The sequence below is a fragment of the Wolbachia endosymbiont (group A) of Clivina fossor genome (assembly GCF_964026865.1).
In the GTDB taxonomy this organism is placed as follows: Bacteria; Pseudomonadota; Alphaproteobacteria; order Rickettsiales; family Anaplasmataceae; genus Wolbachia.
In genome coordinates this window covers 787600-805336 of the sequence record NZ_OZ034707.1, presented here as the reverse complement: position 1 = coordinate 805336, position 17737 = coordinate 787600, and the positions used below count along the sequence as shown (strand labels likewise).

Annotated in this window: 22 protein-coding genes and 3 pseudogenes; 20 read left to right on the top strand and 5 right to left on the bottom strand. The window is 33.9% G+C overall.

The window, feature by feature from the left end; genetic code table 11:
* Window positions 1-115: 115 nt before the first annotated feature.
* On the bottom strand, window positions 116-838 hold the full coding sequence (gene recO / locus AAGD99_RS04145; protein WP_253307186.1) for a DNA repair protein RecO: 723 nt from the start codon (window positions 836-838) through the stop codon (window positions 116-118).
* A gap of 151 nt (window positions 839-989) precedes the next feature.
* Here recO and AAGD99_RS04140 point away from each other — a divergent pair, with 151 nt between their 5' ends.
* Window positions 990-1616 carry a hypothetical protein gene (locus tag AAGD99_RS04140; RefSeq protein WP_253307187.1) on the top strand — a complete coding sequence of 209 codons (627 nt, stop codon included), beginning with the start codon at window positions 990-992 and terminating at the stop codon, window positions 1614-1616.
* Between the two features lie 231 nt (window positions 1617-1847).
* Here AAGD99_RS04140 and AAGD99_RS04135 read toward each other — a convergent pair whose 3' ends face one another.
* On the bottom strand, window positions 1848-2186 hold the full coding sequence (locus tag AAGD99_RS04135; protein ID WP_341822670.1) for an outer membrane protein assembly factor BamE: 339 nt from the start codon (window positions 2184-2186) through the stop codon (window positions 1848-1850).
* 130 nt (window positions 2187-2316) lie between these two features.
* On the opposite strand from AAGD99_RS04135, the gene AAGD99_RS04130 reads away from it, so the two are divergent.
* Window positions 2317-3306, top strand: coding sequence for a ribonucleotide-diphosphate reductase subunit beta (locus AAGD99_RS04130; protein ID WP_253307200.1), 990 nt, complete (start codon window positions 2317-2319; stop codon window positions 3304-3306).
* Here AAGD99_RS04130 and AAGD99_RS04125 read toward each other — a convergent pair.
* The gene (locus tag AAGD99_RS04125; RefSeq protein ID WP_341814155.1) at window positions 3255-3536 is read right to left on the bottom strand and encodes a hypothetical protein; all 282 of its coding nucleotides are present in this window, start codon (window positions 3534-3536) and stop codon (window positions 3255-3257) included. The genes AAGD99_RS04130 and AAGD99_RS04125 overlap by 52 nt on opposite strands.
* A gap of 33 nt (window positions 3537-3569) precedes the next feature.
* Between AAGD99_RS04125 and AAGD99_RS04120 the strand changes: the two genes are divergently transcribed.
* Both AAGD99_RS04120 and tsaB read left to right on the top strand, forming a co-directional pair.
* Window positions 3570-4700: a cation:dicarboxylate symporter family transporter gene (locus AAGD99_RS04120; protein WP_341822669.1), complete on the top strand. Its 1131-nt coding sequence runs from the start codon at window positions 3570-3572 to the stop codon at window positions 4698-4700.
* Window positions 4700-5302, top strand: a complete 603-nt coding sequence (gene tsaB, locus AAGD99_RS04115; protein WP_264328800.1) for a tRNA (adenosine(37)-N6)-threonylcarbamoyltransferase complex dimerization subunit type 1 TsaB — start codon at window positions 4700-4702, stop codon at window positions 5300-5302. The genes AAGD99_RS04120 and tsaB overlap by 1 nt, the downstream gene beginning before the upstream one ends.
* Here the strand turns inward: tsaB and AAGD99_RS04110 are convergent.
* Window positions 5297-5548: pseudogene (locus AAGD99_RS04110) on the bottom strand (hypothetical protein); the annotation flags it as partial. The gene tsaB and the pseudogene AAGD99_RS04110 overlap by 6 nt on opposite strands.
* Before the next feature lie 63 nt (window positions 5549-5611).
* Here AAGD99_RS04110 and AAGD99_RS04105 point away from each other — a divergent pair.
* Window positions 5612-6626 (top strand): IS630 family transposase gene (locus AAGD99_RS04105; RefSeq protein ID WP_341822251.1). Its coding sequence is split into 2 segments (ribosomal slippage): window positions 5612-6076 and window positions 6078-6626, totalling 1014 coding nucleotides; the frame shifts between segments, so codons are not numbered across the junction.
* Window positions 6627-6636: 10 nt separating this feature from the next.
* Here the strand turns inward: AAGD99_RS04105 and AAGD99_RS04100 are convergent.
* Window positions 6637-7023 (bottom strand): annotated as a pseudogene (locus AAGD99_RS04100) (hypothetical protein); the annotation flags it as partial.
* 280 nt (window positions 7024-7303) lie between these two features.
* On the opposite strand from AAGD99_RS04100, the gene AAGD99_RS04095 reads away from it, so the two are divergent.
* The 15 genes and pseudogenes from AAGD99_RS04095 to AAGD99_RS04030 all read left to right on the top strand — a co-directional run bounded on the left by AAGD99_RS04095 (window position 7304) and on the right by AAGD99_RS04030 (window position 17726).
* Window positions 7304-8014, top strand: coding sequence for a class II aldolase/adducin family protein (locus tag AAGD99_RS04095; RefSeq protein ID WP_253307196.1), 711 nt, complete (start codon window positions 7304-7306; stop codon window positions 8012-8014).
* An 860-nt stretch (window positions 8015-8874) separates the two neighbouring features.
* On the top strand, window positions 8875-9108 hold the full coding sequence (locus AAGD99_RS04090; protein ID WP_341822668.1) for a DDE-type integrase/transposase/recombinase: 234 nt from the start codon (window positions 8875-8877) through the stop codon (window positions 9106-9108).
* Complete coding sequence (locus tag AAGD99_RS09005; protein ID WP_410529924.1) at window positions 9105-9233, top strand: IS3 family transposase; 129 nt, start codon at window positions 9105-9107, stop codon at window positions 9231-9233. Before AAGD99_RS04090 ends, AAGD99_RS09005 begins: the two co-directional genes overlap by 4 nt.
* Before the next feature lie 74 nt (window positions 9234-9307).
* Window positions 9308-10486 carry a ribonuclease D gene (locus AAGD99_RS04085; RefSeq protein ID WP_341822667.1) on the top strand — a complete coding sequence of 393 codons (1179 nt, stop codon included), beginning with the start codon at window positions 9308-9310 and terminating at the stop codon, window positions 10484-10486.
* Between the two features lie 286 nt (window positions 10487-10772).
* Window positions 10773-10949: a hypothetical protein gene (locus tag AAGD99_RS04080; protein WP_182319925.1), complete on the top strand. Its 177-nt coding sequence runs from the start codon at window positions 10773-10775 to the stop codon at window positions 10947-10949.
* Window positions 10943-12184: a recombinase family protein gene (locus tag AAGD99_RS04075; protein ID WP_341822336.1), complete on the top strand. Its 1242-nt coding sequence runs from the start codon at window positions 10943-10945 to the stop codon at window positions 12182-12184. Before AAGD99_RS04080 ends, AAGD99_RS04075 begins: the two co-directional genes overlap by 7 nt.
* A complete protein-coding gene (locus AAGD99_RS04070; RefSeq protein ID WP_341822666.1) occupies window positions 12177-12545 on the top strand; it encodes a hypothetical protein in 369 nt (122 codons plus the stop codon). The genes AAGD99_RS04075 and AAGD99_RS04070 overlap by 8 nt, the downstream gene beginning before the upstream one ends.
* Complete coding sequence (locus AAGD99_RS04065; protein WP_341822665.1) at window positions 12508-12723, top strand: hypothetical protein; 216 nt, start codon at window positions 12508-12510, stop codon at window positions 12721-12723. The genes AAGD99_RS04070 and AAGD99_RS04065 overlap by 38 nt, the downstream gene beginning before the upstream one ends.
* Window positions 12683-14254 (top strand): annotated as a pseudogene (locus AAGD99_RS04060) (phage tail tape measure protein); the annotation flags it as partial. The gene AAGD99_RS04065 and the pseudogene AAGD99_RS04060, both read left to right, overlap by 41 nt.
* Window positions 14254-14610, top strand: a complete 357-nt coding sequence (locus tag AAGD99_RS04055) for a phage tail protein (protein WP_341822664.1) — start codon at window positions 14254-14256, stop codon at window positions 14608-14610. The pseudogene AAGD99_RS04060 and the gene AAGD99_RS04055, both read left to right, overlap by 1 nt.
* Window positions 14607-14816, top strand: a complete 210-nt coding sequence (locus AAGD99_RS04050; protein WP_341822663.1) for a tail protein X — start codon at window positions 14607-14609, stop codon at window positions 14814-14816. The genes AAGD99_RS04055 and AAGD99_RS04050 overlap by 4 nt, the downstream gene beginning before the upstream one ends.
* Window positions 14817-15752, top strand: a complete 936-nt coding sequence (locus AAGD99_RS04045; RefSeq protein WP_341822662.1) for a phage tail protein — start codon at window positions 14817-14819, stop codon at window positions 15750-15752. It abuts the gene before it with no gap.
* 52 nt (window positions 15753-15804) lie between these two features.
* The gene (locus AAGD99_RS04040) at window positions 15805-16317 is read left to right on the top strand and encodes an ankyrin repeat domain-containing protein (RefSeq protein WP_341823205.1); all 513 of its coding nucleotides are present in this window, start codon (window positions 15805-15807) and stop codon (window positions 16315-16317) included.
* A 250-nt stretch (window positions 16318-16567) separates the two neighbouring features.
* Window positions 16568-17582 (top strand): IS630 family transposase gene (locus tag AAGD99_RS04035; protein ID WP_341822251.1). Its coding sequence is split into 2 segments (ribosomal slippage): window positions 16568-17032 and window positions 17034-17582, totalling 1014 coding nucleotides; the frame shifts between segments, so codons are not numbered across the junction.
* A gap of 3 nt (window positions 17583-17585) precedes the next feature.
* Complete coding sequence (locus AAGD99_RS04030) at window positions 17586-17726, top strand: hypothetical protein (protein WP_341822661.1); 141 nt, start codon at window positions 17586-17588, stop codon at window positions 17724-17726.
* Window positions 17727-17737 lie beyond the last annotated feature (11 nt).

The following is a 17737-nucleotide window of genomic DNA, read 5'->3' as shown; positions in this document are numbered from 1 at the left end:
TCCGCTACTCGTTAGCGGAATCTATGCTGAGATACCGCGAATGAATCGCGGTATGACGTGTTGCTTGGGTTAGCTATAGATTTCTGAAATGATTTCAAAAAAATGATAACTAAGGTTAAAGCGACAACATGAGGTTTCTCAGCTCTGGAAATTTCATGTTTAACTGCAAAAATAGATACTTATTTAAAAAATATCCTGTGACTTTCAGTCCTAACTGAAATTCTTGGAATGAATAGCTGTTTTGTAGGTTATTATTGTATACATCATGCAACATTTGTGGAAAAGGTAGGAGTTTATCTGCATAATAATCTCCTGCTTTTTTTGACACTGCTCTACCAGTTTTTGGAGAAATAAATTGTAAGTTTTCCTTAACACCTGTTACAGCACATTTGGATAAGTCTAACTTGAATCCCAATTGCGTAAGAAGCAGAAGCTCTAAGTTAAGATAATGGCTTTGCCAAGACTGATTGTTGTGTTTAATTACATCGATGAAATATCGAAAATTGTCATACAGCATGGCACAGGGTTCACTTTCTGGAAGCACTTTTTCTAAAATAGAGGAGAAAGAGACAATAGTAATGCTTTTTAACCTATCTTGAAAGAAATGATGGAATGGAGATTCGATTAATTCGCACTTTAAAAAACCCAGATTTTCAGGTAACTTAGCACTCCATTCTGCATGTAATAGATTACTTATCTGAAACTTATAATTGCTATTGTTTGTTAGCTTAGTTAATCCCCTGCGCTTTCCATGATTTTTTGTAAACAGAGAAAGAATTAAGTTTTTATCGCCGTATTTTTTAGCAGCTATAATGATGCCTTCATCTTTCCATCTCATTTAGAGTATATTGACCGTATTGACCGTATGATATTATAGAAATAGTAAAATTAGTACAGCAAAAACTACGTCTTTGAGCTTAAATCAACTAAAATATATTGACTTTACGTGCAATATTAGCTTTAAACCAGTAAAACAAACTGCTTAACATATGCGTTTTTTCTATTCTAATTACATTCTTTTTTTATCTTTATGTTGTTTTCTGCTTTTTTCGTTACCTTCAACAAAAGCCCAAACGAATGATACGTCAGTTGTTCCTATACCACAAAGGAAAAAAGAAACAGTTGAGCACACTGTTGTAGCACAACCGAGGCAAATTATCGAAATGCAAGAAGAAGTCATTATTAACGAGGGTAAAGAATTCATTCCAGTTCCAAAAAGAAAAAAAAGTGTAGGGAAGAAACTAAGAAGGGATGTTAGAGAGGCAAAAAATGAAATAGGAAACGAAAAAAGCGTTGAGAATAAAAAGGATGAATTAGTTGTAACAGAAATTATTAACTCTATAAGAGACAAACTTACAAAATGCTGGAGCATTCCTGAAAGCATAGCTTACAAAGAAAATTTTAATATAAAAATTAACTTATTATTATCCAGTCAAGGCGAGATAATTATGGCCGATGTAGCAGACAGTGATTCCTATCGAAATAATCCACTTTTCAGGTCGATAGCAGATAATGCAATGCGTGCAGTATATAAATGTAGCCCATTGACTGGCTTGCCTACTCAGCACCACCACATTTGGCGTGAAGTAACACTAGACTTTATTCTAAATGGGTAAAATCTTACAATAGACCTCTTATATTACCTTCTGTCATCCAAGTAGTCAGGCTACTTGGATGACAGAAGTAGACACTTCACATTATCATTCCAGCGCTCCTTTCTTGTCATGCCAGTGCGTGACACTGGCATCCAGAAAAAAAATAGATCCCAGTGTCTGGGCACTGGGATGACGTAATACGGTTCTTGGATGACAAAGAAGGGCGGGAAAAACTCTGTAGTCAGCAGATTTTCAATCAGGAACAGCCAAAGATCTCTCTAAGATGTCAGTTTCTTTTGTATCTGCAACTTTACCGTTCTGATCAAATGAAATTTGCAGAGACTTACTGCTATACTTCCTTTTTCCTAAGAAGTCAGCTTGTTTAATTTTATATGAGACATAGTACCAAACATTGTCATCGAACTTTGATACTAATGTTGGTGATCCTAAAGTGTGAACCACTTTTTCTTTATCGTCACCTGCTTTTATCTTGCTCCACAATTCAACACTAATGCCAGGAGCTCCGTGGTTGTGAATAGTGTGTGTGCAGCTCACTGTAAATAATAAAATAAAAGATATTAATACTCGCATTTCTGTTGATAAATTACTTGAAGCTATAATACACTAATAAATTACCTGCCGTCAAATTTCAAAAAGTTAAATTGACTGATTCTCAATATCACTTAATATAATATTTACTCTAGAAAATAATAGGTGTCTTATGTCATTGTTAGAAGCAGATCCAATATACAAACCTTTTAATTACCCTTGGGCGTATGATGCGTGGCTGCAGCAACAAAGAATCCATTGGATACCTGAGGAAGTTCCGCTTGCTGATGACGTGAAGGATTGGAAAACTAAACTTTCAAACGTAGAGAAAAATCTACTAACTCAGATTTTTAGATTCTTTACTCAAGCGGACATTGAAGTAAATAACTGCTATATGAGGCATTATTCAAATATATTTAAGCCAACAGAAATATGCATGATGCTTGCAAGTTTTTCCAATATGGAAACCATACACATTGCAGCTTATTCTTATCTTTTAGACACAATTGGCATGCCAGAAAGCGAGTATCAAGCATTTTTAAAGTATGATGCTATGAGAAAGAAATATGAATACATGCTGGAATTTGAGGAAAGCAAAAAACACGATAAAAAACATGTAGCTAAAACTCTAGCAGTGTTTGGTGCATTTACCGAGGGGTTGCAGTTATTCGCATCGTTTGCAATTTTGCTCAATTTCCAACGCTTTGGAAAAATGAAAGGCATGGGGCAGATAATCGCCTGGTCAGCCCGTGATGAAACTTTGCACACCAATTCAATTATTATGTTATTTAATACATTTATTAAAGAGAATAATGAAATTTGGGACAACGAGTTTAAAGAGGAATTATATTCTGCATGCCGCACTATTGTTGAGCTTGAGGACGAATTCATAAAGCTTGCCTTTGATTTAGGAGATGTTGAAGGACTATCCGCAGAAGAAGTGCGCAATTACATACGCTACGTAGCAAACAGACGGTTAATGCAATTAGGTCTTGAGTCCATATATGATGTCAATGATAATCCTATTCCATGGCTCGATGAAATACTAAATGGCGTTGAACATACGAATTTCTTTGAAAATAGAGTAACAGAGTATAGTCGTGCAGCAACTCAAGGCACATGGGAGGAGGCTTTTACTGAAAACGACACGAATAATAGGTGAGTGCTAATTTCACTCTTCTTTGTCATGCAAGTAGCTGACACTGGAATCAGTTTTTTGATCGAGAATGTTGTATAGTGCATAATCAATTTTCCTGGATCGAAGTAGTCAAGGCACTGGGATCTAATAGATAATATTCGTGCAGTACGCGCGGGAGTAACAAAAGCTGCTTGTCTTTCATAATGTTTCGTAGCAATAGGCAGTTTTGCTTTACTTAACAACCAACTTACCATATATATGTCCATAGGACATTGGTATATAAGAACGTGCTACAACTATTAATCTTACTCACGGTCATCACTTCAGTTGCATTCTTTGGTCATTTAGTTCCAATGGAAGCAAAAACCTTCTTGTACTCAACGAGCCTGAGTATAAAAGAGGTTTTGCTATTTATAATGCCTTTTATTATTTTTGCGTTAATCTTTAGCAGTGTTAACAATCTTAAGCAGTCAGCTATAAAGTTTATATTGTTACTTATTATAATGATCTTCTTATCGAATCTGGCTTCAAGTTTAATAGCTTATTCTGTTGGGCATTTTATCATACAAAACACTTATTCAATACAAGATATAACGTATGAAGAAACAATTGTTCCTTTATGGTCGTTTAGGCTTCCGCTACTCCTTTCTAACTTTCATGCTCTTGCTTGTGGATTTGTGTCCAGCATAGTAGTGTCTATACTGCTACCTAAGAAAAGCAAAGAGCTTTCGAACAAAATGTTAGATTTAACTCTCTTTATTTTGAGGACGTTTTTGACGCCGATTATTCCAATATTTGTACTTGGGCTTGCTTTAAAAATGCAGCATGATCAAGTTTTATCTATAATATTTAAGGATTACTCAATAATTTTTATTATTATAGCATCTGCAACCTACCTTTATGTTTTCCTCTTATATGGAGCAGCAAATTCATTCAAGATCACAAGCTGGATAGCTAGTATAAGCAATATGATACCGGCATTTATTACTGCGATGAGCACAATGTCTAGTAATGCAACTATGCCGCTTACTCTTGAAGGAAGCAAAAAAAATGTAAAGCAACCTGATATAGCATCGTCTGTTATACCAATAACTGCTAGCTTCCATTTAGTAGGTGATTGCTTTTTTGTTATAATATTATCAATGGTAATTACTTCTGGTTATTTATTGTCCACAACGGACTATGTAACTTTTCTTCTCTATTTTTTGTTATTTAAGTTTGCTATCGTTGCAGTGCCGGCAGGAGGAATTATGGTAATGCTACCTATTCTTGAGAAATACCTCAAATTTTCTCCAGAAATGCTTTCGTTAATCACAGCCTTGTATATAGTGTTTGATCCAATAATCACTTCAGCAAATGTTATGGGTAATGGTGCCTTTACTATGATGTTTACAAAACTCTATGATAAGCTTAAGTAATGTCTATTTTAGCGATTGATACTGTAGGTACTGGTAGTTCAATAGCAATAGTTGATTATGATGGTAATTGTTTTGTAGAGCGCAATTCCGCCAGCAACAATCATGTAGAATCATTTTTTCAAATTCTGAATACTTTGTTTGATAAGCACAATTATAATTATGATAAAATAGATCATTTAGCGGTAGTAGTTGGACCAGGAAGTTTCACTGGAATTAGAGTTGGTATATCAGCAGCACAAGGTATAAATCTTGCTACAAATAAGCCATTATACGGAGTTAATGCGCTGGAAGTTCAAGCTTACACAATATCTTTGCTTTGTACGAATAGCAAAAAAAATATCAGAGCTATAATCAAAAATGCTCAAGGGTTTTATACGCAGTTATTTGATTTCAATTTATTGCCGCTATCTGGTCCAACTGCAGCACGTGACCCTGGATCCAAGTGTCACGCTACAAGCAGTGACTGCATTACACATATGGATTGCAATTTAAATGCTAGCCATGCAGGACTATTGGTTCATTATAGACTGAAGAACAAGCAAAAATTAAATGAAGTTGAGGCTCTATATTTAAATGAGCCTCAGTATATGAAATCATTATAGACTATTCTTTCGCGTACATACAATGTGGCTAAGCCTGTGCATCTGGTTTACTATCTCTTGAGCTACTTCTTTTATACTCATATCTGAATTTTCTATCTCTATGGCACTCGGTGGTATAAATAAATTGTTAATCCTAAATTGATCTATCATGCTATTTACATTAGTCACCTTCCTATTTTTTCTTTGCCTTTTTAATGCAATACGCTTTTGTAATGTCGGTAGATCACACCTAATACCAATTCCTAAAAATAAATAGACGAATAAAGAAAAATTTCTAAAATAGAATAATTTAAGAATTAGTGGGGAGTTATGGCAGGAAAAAGTAAAGCAATAGGAGAAGAATTATATAATAAGTGTAACCTGGAATTAAAGAAGCACGGCATAAGAGGAGAGATAGGAAGAAGATTACAGGCAATAATATCTGCAAAAGAATATGGAATAACAAAAGTTGTTCAAATATACCGAATTACTAGAACTACATTGATGAAGTGGATTACAAGATTTAAGGAAGGAGGAGTCAATGCGTTTAAAATACAACCAGGACGTGGAGTAAAGCCGAAGTTGAGCTACAAGCAGCAAGAAGAAATTAAAAATGTCATAGCAGAAGAAGGAGCCAACCTAACGGCTAAGAAATTAAAAATCATAATTGAGAAAATGTTTTCTATTGAGGTAAGTAAGTCTACAGCACATAGACTGATGCAAAAGTTAGGTTTTTCGTATATTACTCCAAGGCCTGTGCACAATAAACAGGATAAAAATAAACAAGAAGAGTTTAAAAAAAAATCTTAATGAAACTATTGTCACGTATCCCGAAAAAGAGCTATTTTTCTTCGATGAGTCGCGGTTTGGCACACATTCAAAGATTGGACACGGGTGGTTTAAAAAAGGCATTAGGACACAGGTTAAGGTAAAATTAGGTAGGCAAAACTTTTATCTCTATAGTGCAGTTAATCCTAGAAATGGAGAGAGTTCTAGCTTATTCGTACCAAACGTCAATACTGATTGTATGAATATATTCCTTGAGCAGATGTCACAATATTTAGGAACAAGGGAGGCATTTCTTGTTGTGGATTGTGCAGGATGGCATAGATCCAAAGGTTTAAAAATACCACAAAATATTACCTTAATCTATTTACCTCCATATTCACCAGAGTTAAATCCAGTAGAGCGTTTATGGCAATATTTGAAAGACAATCTCATTAAAAATAGAATATATGACTCTGTTAGTTTATTGGAGGATACTGTATGTGCATTCATTCGTAATATTACGGAAAGTTCGATCAAAACCATTTGTTCTGTGAGTTATTTGCCTACTTATTTATGAGATTTGGTATAAGTACCACAGGAAGGATTTCTGTGTTCATTTTTTTACTAAGCCTTACTATTGAATCATACATCCTCATGTTCTGGTCATTATTTTCCATCAACTCATCAATAAATATGTAATTTTTTGAGTGAATCGGATAATTTTCTATTACCTGAAGCATAATTTGCATAATGTCATATATTCTATCTTGAACTTCTTTAGGTATTTGATCACGTTCAAAGACACCATTGTATATAGAGCAAACTTGAACATTGTTATAGAACTTACTATTTACAATTAATGCGTCTATCATATTGGACAATTCTATTGCTGTGGAAAGTTTACCACTTCCTGAAAGACCAGAGAGATATATGAAAAATCCTGCTGGCTGTTTTTTTGTGTTAATATTTACCATATTATTTTCAATCTTGAAACTTACATTTATAATAACATAAAAACAAAGCTTTAAAACATATGAAATATTACATAGAAAATTATTTTTATAGTTAAGATATTATGTAATTTAGAAACATAAATTCTGTATATAAACTCTATAATAACGATAACTATTTTTAAGCAAGCTACAACACAAAAGTGTTTGGTATTCAGAAAGCAAGACAGAGTGGCATAGACTTATTAGTTTACTACAAGCCTTTTTTCGTGTATAAATCTTCAGAAGATTCTAACAGAGGATTGTGTTGTTAACAAAGAGCAGAGTAAAAAGGGATCTAGTCTATGCCTATCAGATTTTGTCTTACCTTAAACTGGATGATCATACATATACTCACCTCTCGGTATGTTCTGAAGATCAAAAGTCGTTTTATATTTACCCATTTGGTATACGCTTTGACGAAGTGAATGAAAATTCATTGATGAGAGTATCACTAGATGGAAATGTGATTGAGGGTACAGAATATCAATATAATAAAACTGGCTATATAATTCATGGTTTTGTTTATCAAGCAAGGAAAGACATTCAAGCAATTTTTCACCTGCATACACCTTCTATTGTAGCAGTTTCTTCTCTAAAAGATGGACTACTTCCAATAAGTCAATGGGCACTGCACTTTTACAATAAAATCTCTTACCATAATTATAATTCCCTAGCACTTAGCAATACAGAAGGAAAGAGGTTAATAGCTGATCTGAAAGAAAATTTTGTCATGTTAATGCGCAATCATGGATCTATAACGTGTGGTCGGACTATACAAGAAGCAATGTTTTACACGTATCATTTAGAACGAGCGTGCAAAACTCAATGTTTAACGTTAGCAATGAATAGGGAGTTATCAATTCCAAGTGAAGAAATTTGCTCAAAAGCTGTAAAGGATCTCCTATCTTTTGAAAGCAATCTTGGTGAGAGGGATTGGCACGCATGGGTTAGACTAATTAAAAGTAAGTTGTAAGAGGCTTTCGCACTACTATCTGTCATCCAAGTAGGGAGTCATACGCGTCAAGTTAAGAGGTTATGAGCAAATTTAGAGAGGTTAAAGTGGATACTCTGACCTTACCCAGAAAAAGTAGAGAGAAAGTTAAGACGTTTTTGGAGTAAAATAAAACGTTTTTTCAAAATATGGCAAATAGAAGCAGCAGGATTCAAATTAGAAGCTGTTAAGCTGGTTAAAGAAACAGAAGTAAAAAAATAGCAAAAGATCTAGGCATAGATGGCAGTATGTTAAGTAAATGGGTAAGAAAATATGATGGAAAAATGTCAGAAGCATACGCATTTCCAGACAAAGGCTCCTTATGACAAAGAAAGATTTGATCTAAAAAAAGAACTAGCAAGAGTAACAAGAGAAAGAGACATTTAAAAAAAAGCCCTGGCCAAACAAAAAGAGTAAAGTATTCTTTTATATAGAAATTGCTATAAAATACAGGAACTATGTAGGGTTTTAGACATATCTGCTGGTGGTTATTATAAATGGGTTGCTAAGGGAAAAAGCAGTAAGGAATTAGCAAGAGATGGGCTTCTAGCAGATATTCAAAAAAAGCATCCAAATGCAGATCCCTAAAATTCACGCTGAATTAAAAGCTTTAGGCAAAAATTAAAACAGTACAAAGTGTTATGCAGAAAAATGGTATTCGGGCTATATTGAGAAGAAAATTTAAAACTAAGAAGCAACAAACGGACAATAGAGTCGTAGCTCTCAATATATTAGACCAAAACTTTATTGTCGATCAACCAAATAAAATATGGGATTACTTATATAAAAACCAAAGAAGGATGGCTATATTTGGCAGGATCTATATTCACGCATGGTAGTTAATGAGCAGTTCAATAAATAAACAATTGGTTATTGACTCTTTATTGATGGCCGTTAATAAGCGCAAACCCGATAAAAATCTGCTGTTACATAGCGATCAAGGGTCACAGTATACCTCTCAAAATTACCAATTTCTATTGAATACAAAAAACATCATTTCCAGCATGAGCCATAAGGGATGTTGTTACGATAACTCTGTTGCAGAAAAGTTCACTCAAAAGGGAGCTGCTTATTGATACTTCTCGCTCAACAAACCAGAACTGCCATATTTGAATACATAGAAATCTTTTATAACAAACAACGTGGGCATTCTACTATTAATTATTGCATTCCTGCACAATTTGATGCATCATTCTCATGACAAAAACGTCTTAACTTTCTCTCTACTTTTTCTGGGTAAGGTCAGATAAAGTAGAACCACCAAGTGAAAAATATATGCTAATTAGTACAACATCAGAGCTGGAAGATACGTGTGAAGAATTAATAGCAAAAAAGCCGAAATTTATAGCAGTTGACACGGAGTTCATTAGAAATAATTTAACCTACTACCCAAAATTATCGTTAATTCAAATTTCTTACGGAGAGAAGAGTTTTATTGTAGACGCATTAGTGCCAGAAATTGATTTATCATTCATTAAGAAAATAATGCTAAATCAGGGGATAACCAAAGTGTTTCATAGCTGCAGGCAGGATATAGAATCCTTACTCACTGTGTTTAAATGTATTCCCACTCCCATTTTTGATACCCAAGTTGCCGCTATGTTTTGTCATTATTATCATGACTTTATTGGTTACTCAAAAGTAGTAGAGCAATATCAAGGAGTAGTGCTGGATAAAATTAAAGCTAAAAATTCAGATTGGTTAAGGCGTCCGTTGTCCGAGGATCAGTTAGACTATGCAATAAACGACGTGGTACACCTATATGACTTATACCAAATATTGTGCAATAAACTTGAAGAAAATAATAGGATGTGTTGGTTTCAAGAAGAGATGGAATCAATAGTTAATATAAATAAGTATTTACATAGTCCAAAAGATGCATGGAAGAGAATTAAATTTAATTATGAAGCAAATCCAAGATTGGTATTAACTGTTAAAGCAGTTAGTGAATGGCAAGAGACCTTAGCACAGCGCTATAATATGAATCGTAATAAAGTAATTAATAATGCTGTAATAGCTGGTTTTATTGAAAAAAATGTAGAGCATGTTGATGAGATTTTAGATGATCTCAAGAGGAATGCAAAAAATATAAAAGATGCAGATTTACTAGAGTTTGTGAATATTTTTAATGAAAATGAAAAAAATTGGATGCAGCAAAACAACATCTTACCGAATAATTATGACAAATCTGTATTCGATATACTCTCAATTATTTTAGATAGTAAATGTAAAGAAAGTAACATATCAAGGAAATTAGTTTCTTCAAAAGATGAGTTAACCAGGTCAATATCTGGGCAGATAGATAAACTATTCAAGGGGTGGAGACACGATTTTTTTGGCAGGTCAGTTGAATCATTTTTGAACACAAGCTCAAAATTTGAGATTTCAGCAGTGAAATCCGCAAATAATACAACTAAAATTCGGAGTAATTTGGTGGAGAATAACTGTTGCTAAAGTAACTTAGATTTATCGACAATCGTCATTCCGCTGCTTGTTAGCGCCGCGGCGGTATGACGGTTCGCGGCAGTATGAAGATAACCTCGTCATCCCGCTGCTTGTTAGCGGGATCTATGCTAAGGAGATACCGCGGCGGGACTCCGCCAACAATATTGCAATAAACCTGAAACTTGAGAAGACTATTTCTCGAAAGCTTCTACAAAAAGAACGGAGAGTTGAATTTATTTATAGAGCTAATGATCAAATAACCATATGTCTCGATGAATAATATATGGTAGAGCTCATGGGCAACAAAAAATTAATAGTTCGGATTAGTTGTAGTTATGAAGTAAATCGATTAGCAGAGTTGTATCTATTAGATGCATATGAAAAATTAGTGTTAAGTAAACCAATAAAAGCGAGCAAAAAGGAAGAAAACTCTGAATATAAGAAAGTAGATTTGAGGACGGTAAAATGGTAACAGTTAGTTTATATGCAAGAGTTTCTTCAGGTAGGCAAGCACAAGAAGATACAATAGCAAGCCAAATTGCTGCTATAGAGAATCAAATTAGTATGGATGGACATAAATTATTAAATGAATATAAATTTATTGATAATGGTTATAGTGGTTCTAACATAATCCGTCCTGGTTTGGAAAAATTACGTGATAAAATAGCAGAAGGTAACATTGATAAGGTTTATATTCATTCTCCTGATCGTTTATCTCGTAAGTATGCATATCAGATGATATTACTTGAAGAGTTTAAGAAATTAGGAGTGGAAGTCATTTTTTTAAATTATCAAATTAGCGATAATCCAGAATCTCAATTACTATTACAAATGCAAGGTATGATAGCAGAATACGAACGTGCAAAAATCATGGAACGAAGTCGTCGAGGAAAGATTTATGCAGCAAATAAGGGTTGTATAAGTGTAATGAGTGCTGCTCCTTATGGCTATCGTTATATAAACAAAAATACAGAAACAGGACAGGCCTTATTTGAGATTTATGAAGAAGAAGCTGAAGTTGTTCGTAAAGTATTTTCTTTGGTAGGAAGAGAAAGAGCCAGTATAGGAGAAGTATGTCGTAGGCTAAGTGCTATGTCCATTATGACGAGAACTGGAAAAGAGTATTGGGATAGGGCTGTAGTTTTGAGTATGTTAAAAAACTCTGCTTATAAAGGACAAGCAGCTTTTGGTAAAACAAGGTTTGGCGTAAAACTAAAACATATAAGACCGAAAAAAAACTCCTGCGAGCATCCAAAAGATAATTATTCTACTTATCCTGTTCCAAAAGAGGATTGGATTTATATTAAAGTACCTAGTATAGTAAGCGAAGATTTATTTGAAATCGTTCAAGAACAATTAGCTGAGAATAGAAAAATAGCAAGAACAAGACAAAGAGGAGCAAGACATTTATTGCAAGGTTTAGTAGTATGTAAGCTTTGCAATTATGCATATTATGGTACTAGCACTGCAAGGAATAAGGAGGGGAAAAAAACTAATAATCAGGTATATTATCGTTGTGTTGGCACGGATTCATACCGTTTTGGCGGTAATAAAATGTGTAACAACAAATTAATTCGTACAGATACATTAGACATGGCTGTGTGGGAAGAGGTGAAACATCTATTAAAAAATCCGAATAGAATATTAGAGGAGTATAAACGTAGACTTTCAGAACTTACCACTAGATCAAAAAAGCGCTTTGCTTGAAACACAAGAAGATAAATTAAAACGAGGTATTGCAAGGTTAATTGATAGTTATACTCAAGAATATATTGATCAAGAAGAATTTGAGCCAAGAATTAAAGCAATGAAACAAAACTTAAAAATGGTTGAAGAACAAAAGAAAAAGATATTTGATCAGAAAAAACTCACACAAGAGTTAACTCTAGTAGTAACAAATTTAGAGGGGTTTTCCTCTAGTATTAACTCAAGTCTTAATAATGCAGACTGGCTAACTAAACGTGATATTATTAGAACGTTAGTTAAGCGAATTGAGATTAATTTTGAGGATGTAATACCAAACTTCGTTATTGGGAAGACAAATAGAATATACGATAAATTCACTTAAACCTCCAGTTATAGGCGGAAAGCACTCTTTTTCATTTGTCTCATTATTATTGAGAATTGGTATAAACATCGTGTTTAGAGTAAAAGAGCTTCCAGACTCTTTTCATATGGAGAAAAATCAATGCTTGCAATGTTGTTGTAGGGGTAGGTGGTGGACAGCTTGGTATCAACAAAGGTAAGCTACTTGAATTTACCACAACAGTAGCTAAAATGGCCACAGCATTTGATATGTCTGCCGAACAAGCTGGTGATTCCATAGCTAAACTCGCTAACATTTATGGAATTGCAGTAGAGAAGATGGAAGGAGTTGGTGATGTTATAAATTACCTATCAGATAATACTGCAGCTAAGGCAAACGATATGATTGAAGCACTTGCTAGAGTGGGTGGTAATGCAAAACAATTTGGTTTAGATATTAATCAGACAAGTAGTTTAGTAAATGCCTTCATTAGTTTAGGTAAACAACCTGAAAAAGCAGCAACTGCTGTCAATGCTCTGCTTTCTAAACTTCAAACTGCTGAAGGGCAAGGAAAAGAGTTCAAAGCAGCATTGGAATCGATAGGTATCACTGCAGAGGAAATGTCACAAAAGGTTGCTGAAAACGGGCAAAACGCTCTACTTTATTTTTTTGAAACTCTAGAAAAAGTAGATAGACAGGAACGTTCACAAATCCTTCTCAATCTCTTTGGTCAAGAATATCAAGATGATATTGCATTGATAGTTGGAAGTTTGGAAGAATATAAAAAAGCAATAGGTTTTGTGGCTGATAAAGAAAAGTATAATAGATCTATGCAAAAGGAATTTAATAACCGTGCAAGTACTACAGCAAATAATTTGCAGCTACTTAAAAATACAATAGCAGAGCTAGGAATGAACTTAGGGTCAGTTATGCTACCTACTTTAAATTGGATAAGTAAGATTTTGAGGTCTATATCTACAGGTATAGCTTGGTTCGCAGAGAAGTGTCCAATTTTGACTACAGGAGTTATGAGCATAATTTCAGCTCTTATTATTAGCAAGATTGCAGTAGTAGGTTTTGGTTATGCATTTGCATTGGCTGGAGGTGGAATATTAACTTTTAAGGCTATTTTGCATGGAACACTTTTGCCAGTATTAACTTCGTTATCAGCGCGAGTAATTCCAGCAGTGATCATGGGACTGAAAGCTTTAACGCTAGCTGTGGTTACCAATCCTATAGGAGCTGCTATTGCTGGACTATCAGTTGGTGCAGCACTTGTAATTGCTAATTGGCAAAAGGTAAAGAACTTTTTCTCAAGTATCTGGAAATCAATTACAAAACCTATAGAAAATTGGATTGGTATAGGAAAATTGTTTAATGATAATCCAATAAAAGCATTAGAGATACCAGTAGAAGCAAAAATAGGCAGTGCAACTAGTGAAAATAGAAATGTTTTTAGTAAAGGAAATCCTTTATTGAATAATAATGCTTTTAGTGGAGTTTCGAATAGTAGAACGAATATTATTGAAAGTGTGATTACAGAAAAAGGTTCTATAGCAGATAATTCAGAGAAAGTTTTAAAAGACTGTGAAAAGTGTGAACAAAAAATTTTCAATCAAACTTTTACATTTAATATAAGTATTAAAGCAGAACCTAACCAAGATGTACGTAGTCTTACTGATGCAGTAATAAAAAGAATAAGAGAAAAATCGCGTGACGTTCTGTTTGATTCAATAGAACCGATTTACTAATGCTATCACTTGGTCAACATAAGCTTTCTCCAACAAGTTTAAGGTATAGTAAAGAAAATCGTTGGAGTACTATTGAGTGTATTGGTAAAATACCTTCATTACAAAATATTGGTCAAGGTGCAGAAAATATAGACTTAGAAGGAGTAATTTATTTCCATAATCTCAATGATTTAAATCAATTAAAAAGTATGAAAGAAGCTGAGAAAAATCAGGAACCAAGTATCTTAGTAGACAATTTAGGAAATGTTTTGGGAAGATTTGTTGTTGTGCGGTTAGAAGAAAAGCAAACGTCTTATTTTCCCTGTGGATTACCAAAAAAGGTTGAATTTAGCTTAAGTTTAAGGAGTTATGTATGACAGTACATTATATAGCACGAGAAAATGAAATGTTGGATTACATATGCTTTAAACACTATGGACATAGCTCTGGAGCAGTAGAAATAGTATTGGAGGAAAACCCTGGACTTGCGGAGTATGGAAGTTTTTTGCCTGCAGGATTAAAGATCAGGTTACCTATAATACAAAAGCAATTAAAAAAATCGAAGTTAAAAGTGTGGGAATAAATGAAACCTGAATTTAGCATTGAAGGAATAAAAGATCCTGTAATATCGGTTCATCTTACTGATGAATCTGGTACTATAGATGATGTTGCAGAGATATGTACTGATTATGGCAATGAAAATGTAGAAATTCCAAATGAATTGAACATAGCACTAGGTTATAAGGAAACGGGAATCTTTCCAATGGGTGTATATACAGTCAACGAAGTTACGATACAAGGCCCACCTAAGACTCTACTAATCAAAGCTCATGCAACAAATTTAAGAATATCTTTGAAGGCAAAAGTATCAAAAGAATGGCGCCAAATTACCATAGAAAACTTAGTAAAAGAAATAGCCCAAAAACATGGATATGGATACAAAGTCGCTGAGGAATTTAAGAATGTATTAATACCCCATATTAATCAGGTAGATGAAAGTGATATAAGTCTGTTAACAAAGATCGCAACAGAGCGTGAAGCAATGGCAAAATTAGCTGGTGGGTACATATTATTTATTTCAAAAAACATGGCAAAATCAGCCACAGGAAAAGCTTTAGGAACAACGACTATTAGACCTCAAGACACAATTAATTGGAAAGTGCATTTTACTGTACGTGATAAGTATAATTCAGTAGTAGCAAAGTGGCATAGCTATGAAAAGGGTAAAACTATTAAAGAAACAGTTGGTAGCGGAGAACCAAGTTATATTATGCTAGAAATCTATCCAAATGCAGAGTCAGCACTAAGTGCAGCAAATGCCAAGTTAAAACAATTGAAGCGTAACAATGAAACTTTAGATATAACTATGCCTGGTAATCCAGAGTTATTTGCAGAAGCTAAACTTAATCTTATAGGTTTTAATCAAGCGGTAGATGGTAAATGGATAGTTAATAGAGCGGAGCATACTTTAAATAGCTCAGGTTACCTTACTATGTTGTCAGCATCTTTGAGTAAGTAATGTTAAGAAAAAATGAGTAAATGATCTATTTAATATTAAAAAGATGTTGAATATGGATAAATTGGGTCAAGATACAAAAAACAAGCTGCATTTTTGGTGGCTTATAACAGTAATAGTATGTATTATTGCTACCTATTCCTACATGAAGGCAAAAGCTGAAGGTAATTATAAAACGATACTACGCATTGCTTCTCAAAATTGTAACTTAGATGTAGTAAAGTTTTCAGTAGAAGATTTATTAAGTGTTAACACACGAGTTCCTAAATTAACAGCATTACATCATGCATCTGATTCAGGATGCTTGAAAGTTACTAAATTTTTAGTATACCAAGGAGCTGACATTAGTGCATTAGGTGAAAATGAAAGATGGACAGCATTACATTTTGCTGCATTAGAAGGGCACTTAGAAGTAGTGAGTTTTTTACTGGAAAGAGGTGCAAATCCTAATGTTAGAGATAGAAGTGGAAAAAACCCTCGAGATGTAGCTGTAATAGAATCAAGGCAAAACAAAGACAAGCCCTACGATCAAATAATAAAGCTACTTGCAGAAGCAGAGAACCGATAACATAAAGAAATCACTAAAGCTGTAAGTTTTTTATGATCTCTATATAAACTCCCAAAACCATCCATAATAGATTAATACTTTCACATGAAAAAGCAAAAAATCCCAATAGCGGTAATAATAACAATAGTTCTACAGACTGTAGGATTCATATGGTGGTTGGCAAAACTTGACTTATACCAATTCCTAAAAATAAATAGACGAATAAAGAAAAATTTCTAAAATAGAATAATTTAAGAATTAGTGGGGAGTTATGGCAGGAAAAAGTAAAGCAATAGGAGAAGAATTATATAATAAGTGTAACCTGGAATTAAAGAAGCACGGCATAAGAGGAGAGATAGGAAGAAGATTACAGGCAATAATATCTGCAAAAGAATATGGAATAACAAAAGTTGTTCAAATATACCGAATTACTAGAACTACATTGATGAAGTGGATTACAAGATTTAAGGAAGGAGGAGTCAATGCGTTTAAAATACAACCAGGACGTGGAGTAAAGCCGAAGTTGAGCTACAAGCAGCAAGAAGAAATTAAAAATGTCATAGCAGAAGAAGGAGCCAACCTAACGGCTAAGAAATTAAAAATCATAATTGAGAAAATGTTTTCTATTGAGGTAAGTAAGTCTACAGCACATAGACTGATGCAAAAGTTAGGTTTTTCGTATATTACTCCAAGGCCTGTGCACAATAAACAGGATAAAAATAAACAAGAAGAGTTTAAAAAAAAATCTTAATGAAACTATTGTCACGTATCCCGAAAAAGAGCTATTTTTCTTCGATGAGTCGCGGTTTGGCACACATTCAAAGATTGGACACGGGTGGTTTAAAAAAGGCATTAGGACACAGGTTAAGGTAAAATTAGGTAGGCAAAACTTTTATCTCTATAGTGCAGTTAATCCTAGAAATGGAGAGAGTTCTAGCTTATTCGTACCAAACGTCAATACTGATTGTATGAATATATTCCTTGAGCAGATGTCACAATATTTAGGAACAAGGGAGGCATTTCTTGTTGTGGATTGTGCAGGATGGCATAGATCCAAAGGTTTAAAAATACCACAAAATATTACCTTAATCTATTTACCTCCATATTCACCAGAGTTAAATCCAGTAGAGCGTTTATGGCAATATTTGAAAGACAATCTCATTAAAAATAGAATATATGACTCTGTTAGTTTATTGGAGGATACTGTATGTGCATTCATTCGTAATATTACGGAAAGTTCGATCAAAACCATTTGTTCTGTGAGTTATTTGCCTACTTATTTATGAGATTTGGTATTACGTGTACACATCTATGATAAATTTATAGAAAAAAACCAAGGACTAATCGAAATAGTCTATCGACTTGAAGAGAGAGTGAAAAACCTCACTGAAGAAGTCAACGAACTTGAAGCTATTCACAAACACAAATAACGACTGAATTT